This is a genomic window from Ramlibacter sp., assembly GCF_035706265.1.
Classification (GTDB): domain Bacteria; phylum Pseudomonadota; class Gammaproteobacteria; order Burkholderiales; family Burkholderiaceae_C; genus Ramlibacter.
Map to the genome: position 1 here is coordinate 1 of NZ_DASSVG010000674.1, position 5,660 is coordinate 5,660.

General features: G+C 71.1%; 6 protein-coding genes and 1 pseudogene. 6 read left to right on the plus strand and 1 reads right to left on the minus strand.

Annotated elements, in window-relative coordinates:
- The 5 genes and pseudogenes from VFM98_RS24275 to VFM98_RS24295 form a co-directional block, all read left to right on the plus strand.
- Positions 1-286, plus strand: a pseudogene (locus VFM98_RS24275) (hypothetical protein); the annotation flags it as partial.
- A complete protein-coding gene (metW, locus tag VFM98_RS24280) occupies positions 283-867 on the plus strand; it encodes a methionine biosynthesis protein MetW (RefSeq protein WP_325112466.1) in 585 nt (194 codons plus the stop codon). The pseudogene VFM98_RS24275 and the gene metW, both read left to right, overlap by 4 nt.
- 91 nt (positions 868-958) lie before the next feature.
- Positions 959-1,969 carry a D-erythronate dehydrogenase gene (denD, locus tag VFM98_RS24285; protein ID WP_325112467.1) on the plus strand — a complete coding sequence of 337 codons (1,011 nt, stop codon included), beginning with the start codon at positions 959-961 and terminating at the stop codon, positions 1,967-1,969.
- 10 nt (positions 1,970-1,979) lie between these two features.
- Positions 1,980-2,783, plus strand: coding sequence for a 2-oxo-tetronate isomerase (otnI, locus tag VFM98_RS24290; RefSeq protein WP_325112468.1), 804 nt, complete (start codon positions 1,980-1,982; stop codon positions 2,781-2,783).
- A gap of 110 nt (positions 2,784-2,893) precedes the next feature.
- Positions 2,894-3,490 (plus strand): YigZ family protein, encoded by a 597-nt coding sequence (locus VFM98_RS24295; protein ID WP_325112469.1) that lies wholly within the window; start codon positions 2,894-2,896, stop codon positions 3,488-3,490.
- Here the strand turns inward: VFM98_RS24295 and VFM98_RS24300 are convergent.
- Positions 3,396-4,277: a DUF72 domain-containing protein gene (locus VFM98_RS24300; RefSeq protein WP_325112470.1), complete on the minus strand. Its 882-nt coding sequence runs from the start codon at positions 4,275-4,277 to the stop codon at positions 3,396-3,398. The two genes, VFM98_RS24295 and VFM98_RS24300, sit on opposite strands and share 95 nt — an antisense overlap.
- Before the next feature lie 113 nt (positions 4,278-4,390).
- On the opposite strand from VFM98_RS24300, the gene VFM98_RS24305 reads away from it, so the two are divergent.
- Positions 4,391-5,660: M20/M25/M40 family metallo-hydrolase (locus tag VFM98_RS24305; RefSeq protein WP_325112471.1), on the plus strand; the 1,270-nt coding region annotated here is incomplete at its 3' end.

The following is a 5,660-nucleotide window of genomic DNA, read 5'->3' on the forward strand; positions in this document are numbered from 1 at the left end:
CGGCAACCTGTCCAAGGCGCTGGCCGCCGCCACCGCGCGCTTCCTGCTGGTGAGCTTCACCACCGACTGGCGCTTCTCGCCGCAGCGCAGCCGCGAGATCGTCAAGGCGCTGCTGGAGAACCGGCGCAACTGCAGCTACGCCGAGATCGACGCGCCGCACGGCCACGACGCCTTCCTGCTGGAGGACCCGCGCTACCTGGCGGTGGTGCGTTCCTACTTCGACCGCATCGCGGCGGAGCCGGCCGAGGCGCCGACGCAGGACCTGCCCGCGGGAGCCGTGCTATGACCGACAAGGCCACCCTGCACACGATCGCGAAGCTGGTGCCGGCGGGCTCTCGCGTGCTGGACCTGGGCTGCGGCGACGGCGCGCTGCTCGACTACCTGCAGCGCGAGCGCGGCTGCAGCGGCTACGGCATCGAGATCGCCGACGAGAACGTGCTGGCCTGCGTGAAGCGCGGCGTCAACGTGATCCAGGCCAACCTGGATGCGGGCCTCACGATCTTCGAGGACGACACCTTCGACGTGGTGCTGCAGATCGACACCCTGCAGCACCTGCGCAATGCCGAATGGATGCTGCGCGAGACGGCGCGGGTGGGCAAGGTGGGCATCGTGGCCTTCCCGAATTTCGCCCACTGGCCGAATCGGCTTTCCATCGTGCGCGGCCGCATGCCGGTGACCAAGCGGCTGCCCTACCAGTGGTACGACACGCCCAACATCCGCGTCGGCACCTTCAAGGATTTCGAGGTGCTGGCCACCAAGAACCGGCTGACGATCCTCGATGCCTTCGGCCTGCAGGACGGCGAGGAGCGGCGCCTGCTGCCGAACCTGACGGCCGGCACCGCGGTGTTCAAGTTCGAGCGGGGCTGACGCCGCCGGCGCGCCGGCTCCGCGCCCGCAGGCGTCCGGAGCCCGCCCGAGCGCGTATGCTCGCGCCACACCCAATGGAGACAGACGCCAGATGAACATCCTGATCACCGGGGGCAGCGGCTTCCTCGGCGCGCGGCTCGCGCGCACCCTGCTCGCCAAGGGCGCGCTCGCACTGGCCGGCGGCCCCGCCCGGCCCGTCACCTCGATCACCCTCACCGACCGCGCGGCGCCGCCGGCCGACCTGCAGGCCGACGCCCGCGTGCGCTTCGTCGGCGGCGACCTGAACGAGCTGCTTGCCTCCGGCCAGCTGCCGCAGGCCGGCACCGACTGCGTGTTCCACCTGGCCGCGGCCGTGAGCGGCGAGTGCGAGGCCGATTTCGACCTCGGCATGCGCAGCAACTTCGCCGCCACCACTTCGCTGCTCGCCAACTGCCGCGCCCTGGGCACGCAACCCACGGTGGTGTTCGCCAGCTCGCTGGCCGTGTTCGGCAAGCTGCCGGACCGGCCCATGCCCACCGGCATCGACGACTTCACCCTGCCCACGCCGCAAAGCAGCTACGGCATCCAGAAATTCATCGGCGAGCAGCTGATGGCGGACTACGGCCGCAAAGGCTTCATCCGGGCCCGCAGCGTGCGCCTGATGACGGTGAGCGTGCGCCCCGGGCGGCCCAACGGCGCCGCCTCCGGCTTCCTCTCCGGCATGCTGCGCGAGCCGCTGGCCGGCGTGCGGGCGCAAGTGCCGGTGGCGGCGCAGACGCTGGTGGCGCTGGCTTCGCCGGGCCGCACCATCGAAGGCATCGTGCGTGCCGCCGAAGCCTCGGATGCCGAATGGGGGCCGCTCACCGCCGTGAACCTGCCTGCGCTGCGCACCACCGTCGGCGAGATGGCCGCGGCGCTGGAACGCGTGGCCGGCAGCGATGCCACCGGCCTGCTGGACTGGACGCCCGATCCCGCCATCGAGCGGCTGGTGAGCACCTGGCCCGGCGACGTGAAGTCCACCCGCGCGCAAGGCCTGGGCCTGCAGCCGGATGCCGACTTCGAGAGCATCCTGCGCGAATACGTGCGCGAGAACCCGCAGGCCGTGAAGCTGCCGGTGCGCTGAAGGGTCCGCCATGCCGCGCTTTGCCGCCAACCTCTCCATGCTCTATCCGGAGCATTCCTTCCTGGATCGCTTCGAGGCCGCCGCCCGCGACGGCTTCCAGGCGGTCGAATACCTCTTTCCCTACGAGCACGATGCTGGCGAGCTGGCCGCGCGGCTGAAGGCCCACGGCCTGCAGCAGGTGCTGTTCAACGCGCCACCCGGCCAGTGGGAAGCCGGCGAGCGCGGACTCGCCTGCCTGCCCGGGCGCGAGCCGGAGTTCCGCGAAGGCATCGTGCGCGCACTGCGCTACGCCGAGGCGCTGGGCTGCCCGCGCGTGCACGTGATGGCCGGCCTCGTGCCCGCGGGGCAGGACCGCAGTGCCCTGCGCGCCACCTACGTCGAGAACCTGCGCTGGGCCGCGCGCGAGGCGGCGCAGCAGGGCGTGAACCTGCTGCTGGAGCCGATCAACACGCGCGACATCCCCGGTTTCTTCCTCAATCGCCAGGACGAGGCGCACCAGCTGCTGTCGGAGATCGGCGCGCTGAACGTGCAGGTGCAGATGGACCTGTACCACTGCCAGATCGTCGAGGGCGACGTCGCCATGAAGATCCGGCAGTACCTGCCGACCGGTCGCGTGGGCCACTTCCAGATCGCCGGCGTGCCGCAGCGCCACGAGCCGGACCTCGGCGAGCTCAATTACGACTACCTGTTCTCCGTGATCGACGAGGTCTCGGCGGCCTGCGGCTGGGAGGGCTGGGTCGGCTGCGAATACCGCCCCGCGCGCGGCACCGAGCCGGGCGGCACGTCGGCGGGTTTGGGGTGGATGCGGAGCTGACGGGCCGGGCGCGGCTTTGCGTAGGCTGGGGCTGACCGCGCGCGACGCGCGCCGGAAGCCCAGCGCTTCCGCTGCACTCGGGTACCCCAAGGCTGCGTTAGGCTTCCGCCATGGCCCTGACCCTGGCGCGCCCCGTCCACAGCGAACTCCTGATCAAGAAAAGCCGCTTCATCGGGTGCGTGCAGCCGGTGGCCGGCCGCGCCGAGGCGCAGCAGGTGGTGGAGTCGCTGCGGGCGCAGCATCCGGGCGCGACGCACGTCTGCTGGGCGCTGCTGGCGGGCGGCCAGTCGGCCGCCAACGACGACGGCGAACCGGGCGGCACGGCGGGGCGGCCGATGCTGGAGGTGCTGCGCCACCAGCAGCTTGAAGGCGTGCTGGCGACCGTGGTGCGCTACTTCGGCGGCGTGAAGCTCGGTGCCGGCGGCCTCGTGCGGGCCTACACCGACGCGGTGGCGCAGGCGCTGCTGCAGGCGGAGAAGCTGCCGCTGCGCCGCACGCTGCAGTTCGCCTGCCGGGTGCCGTATGCGCTGGAAGGCCTTGTGCGCCGCGAGCTGCAGGCCGCCGGCGCGGCGCTCGGCGAGGTGCGGCACGAGGACGCGGTGCAGGTGGCGTTCAGCGTGAACGAGGATGCCGCCGACGCGCTGCGCGCGCGCTTGAATGAAGCGGGGCAGGGGCAGCTGGTTTGGGTGGAGGCGACCGCGAGGTGATTGCGGGCGCTGTCGGGATTCGATCCAATTCACCACCCTCCCGCAACTGCCGCAGGAACTCCATCGCCGCGGCGGGATTGCGTTCTTTCGCTGCGCTGATGAAGAACACGAACGCCTCGTTGCCGGCGTCCAGCGCGACCCACTCGCGCGCGCCGCGCACCCACGGCGCGATCGCTTCCGGCGTGTAGCCCGTTGGGCACGCCGACTCGCTGCGCATCAGCCGCAGGTAGGCCAGCTCGCCACGCGCGTGCGGGATGGCGGGGAACTTGTCGGAATCGGTGTAGACCGTAGTGCAGCCATGCCGCGCGAGCAGCTCGAGGTATTCCTCGCAGGCGAAGCTCGGATGCCGCACGTCGAGCACGTGGCGCAGCGGCCGGCCCTGCACTTCGCGGGGCAGCAGGCGCAGGAACTGCTCCAGGTCGTCGGCGCGGAAGGGCGTGGTCGGCATCAGCTGCCACAGGATCGGCCCGAGCTTGTCGCCCAGTTCGGCGATGCCGCTGCCGACGAAGCGCTCGATGCCCTCGCCGGCCGACGCGAGCTCGCGCCGGTGGGTGGTGAAGCGGTGCGCCTTCAAGGCGAACACGAAGCCCTCGGGCGTCTCGTCGCGCCACTTGGCGAAGGTGGAGGGCTGGAACGTGCTGTAGAAGGTGCCGTTCACCTCCACGGCCGTCAGCTGCCGGCTCGCGTAGTGCAGCTCCTTCGCATGCGGCAGGCCCGCCGGATAGAAGTTGTTGCGCCAGGGCTCGAAGGTCCAGCCGCCGACACCGACGTGGATGCGTTGTTCCATAAGGGGCTAGAGGCTAGAGGCCAGGGGAATACCGGCCGCATCCTAGCCCGGCGGCGCGCCGCCGCGTACAGTTGCAGTCTGGCTGTTTCCCCTAGTCTCTAGCCCCTCTCCCCATGAACAAGCCCCGCGACCTCCCTGCCACCCTCCTCGACAGCGCCCGCGCGCTCGACCAGGTCAGCCGCCAGTGGGACGGCGACATCGTGCGCCAGCTCACCGACTACATCGCCATCCCGGCCAAGTCGCCCGGCTTCGATCCGCAATGGGAGCAGCACGGCTACATCGAGACGGTGCTGCGCAACGCCGCGCAATGGGTCGAGGCGCAGAAGGTCGAGGGCCTGAAGCTGGAGATCGTGCGCCTGCCGGGCCGCACGCCGGTGCTGTTCTTCGAGATCGAGGGCACCAAGGCGGGCGCGGCGCAGACGATCCTGATGTACGGCCACCTGGACAAGCAGCCCGAATTCACCGGTTGGCGCTCCGACCTCGGGCCGTGGACGCCCAAGTACGAGGACGGCAAGCTCTACGGCCGCGGCGGCGCCGACGACGGCTACGCCGTCTACGCCAGCATCGCGGCGGTGCAGGCGCTCAAGGCGCAGGGCAAGCCGCACGCGCGCATCGTCGGCCTGATCGAGACCTGCGAGGAGTCGGGCTCCTACGACCTGCTGCCCTACGTGGACGCGCTGCGGCCGCGCCTGGGCGACGTCGGCCTGGTGATCTGCCTCGACTCCGGCGCCGGCAACTACGACCAGCTGTGGCTCACCACCTCGCTGCGCGGCCTGGCCGGCGGCACGCTGAAGGTGCAGGTGCTGACCGAGGGCATCCATTCCGGCGACGCCTCGGGCCTGGTGCCCTCCAGCTTCCGCATCATGCGGCAGGTGCTCGACCGGCTGGAGGACAGCCGCACCGGCCGCCTGCTGCCCGCCAGCTTCCATTGCGAAGTGCCGGCCGACCGGCTGGAACAGGCCCGGGCCACCGCCGCCATCCTGGGCGAGGAGGTCTACAAGCGCTTCCCGTGGGCCCACGCGGACTGCGGCGGCTCCACCGTCTTCGCGCTGCCGACCACCACCGACCCGGTGGAGGCGCTGCTCAATCGCACCTGGAAGCCGACCCTCTCGGTCACGGGAGCCGAAGGCCTGCCCGCGCTGCAAGACGCCGGCAACGTGCTGCGCCCCTATACCGCCTTCAAGCTGTCGCTGCGGCTGCCGCCGCTGATCGACGCCGCGCAGGCGGTGCAGGAGCTCAAGGCGCTGCTGGAAGACAACGCGCCCTACCAGGCGGTGGTGACCTTCGAGCCCAATGGCGCGGCCTCGGGCTGGAACGCGCCGGCGACGACGCCATGGTTCGCGCAGGCGCTCGATGCCGCCTCGCTGGCGCACTTCGGCGCGC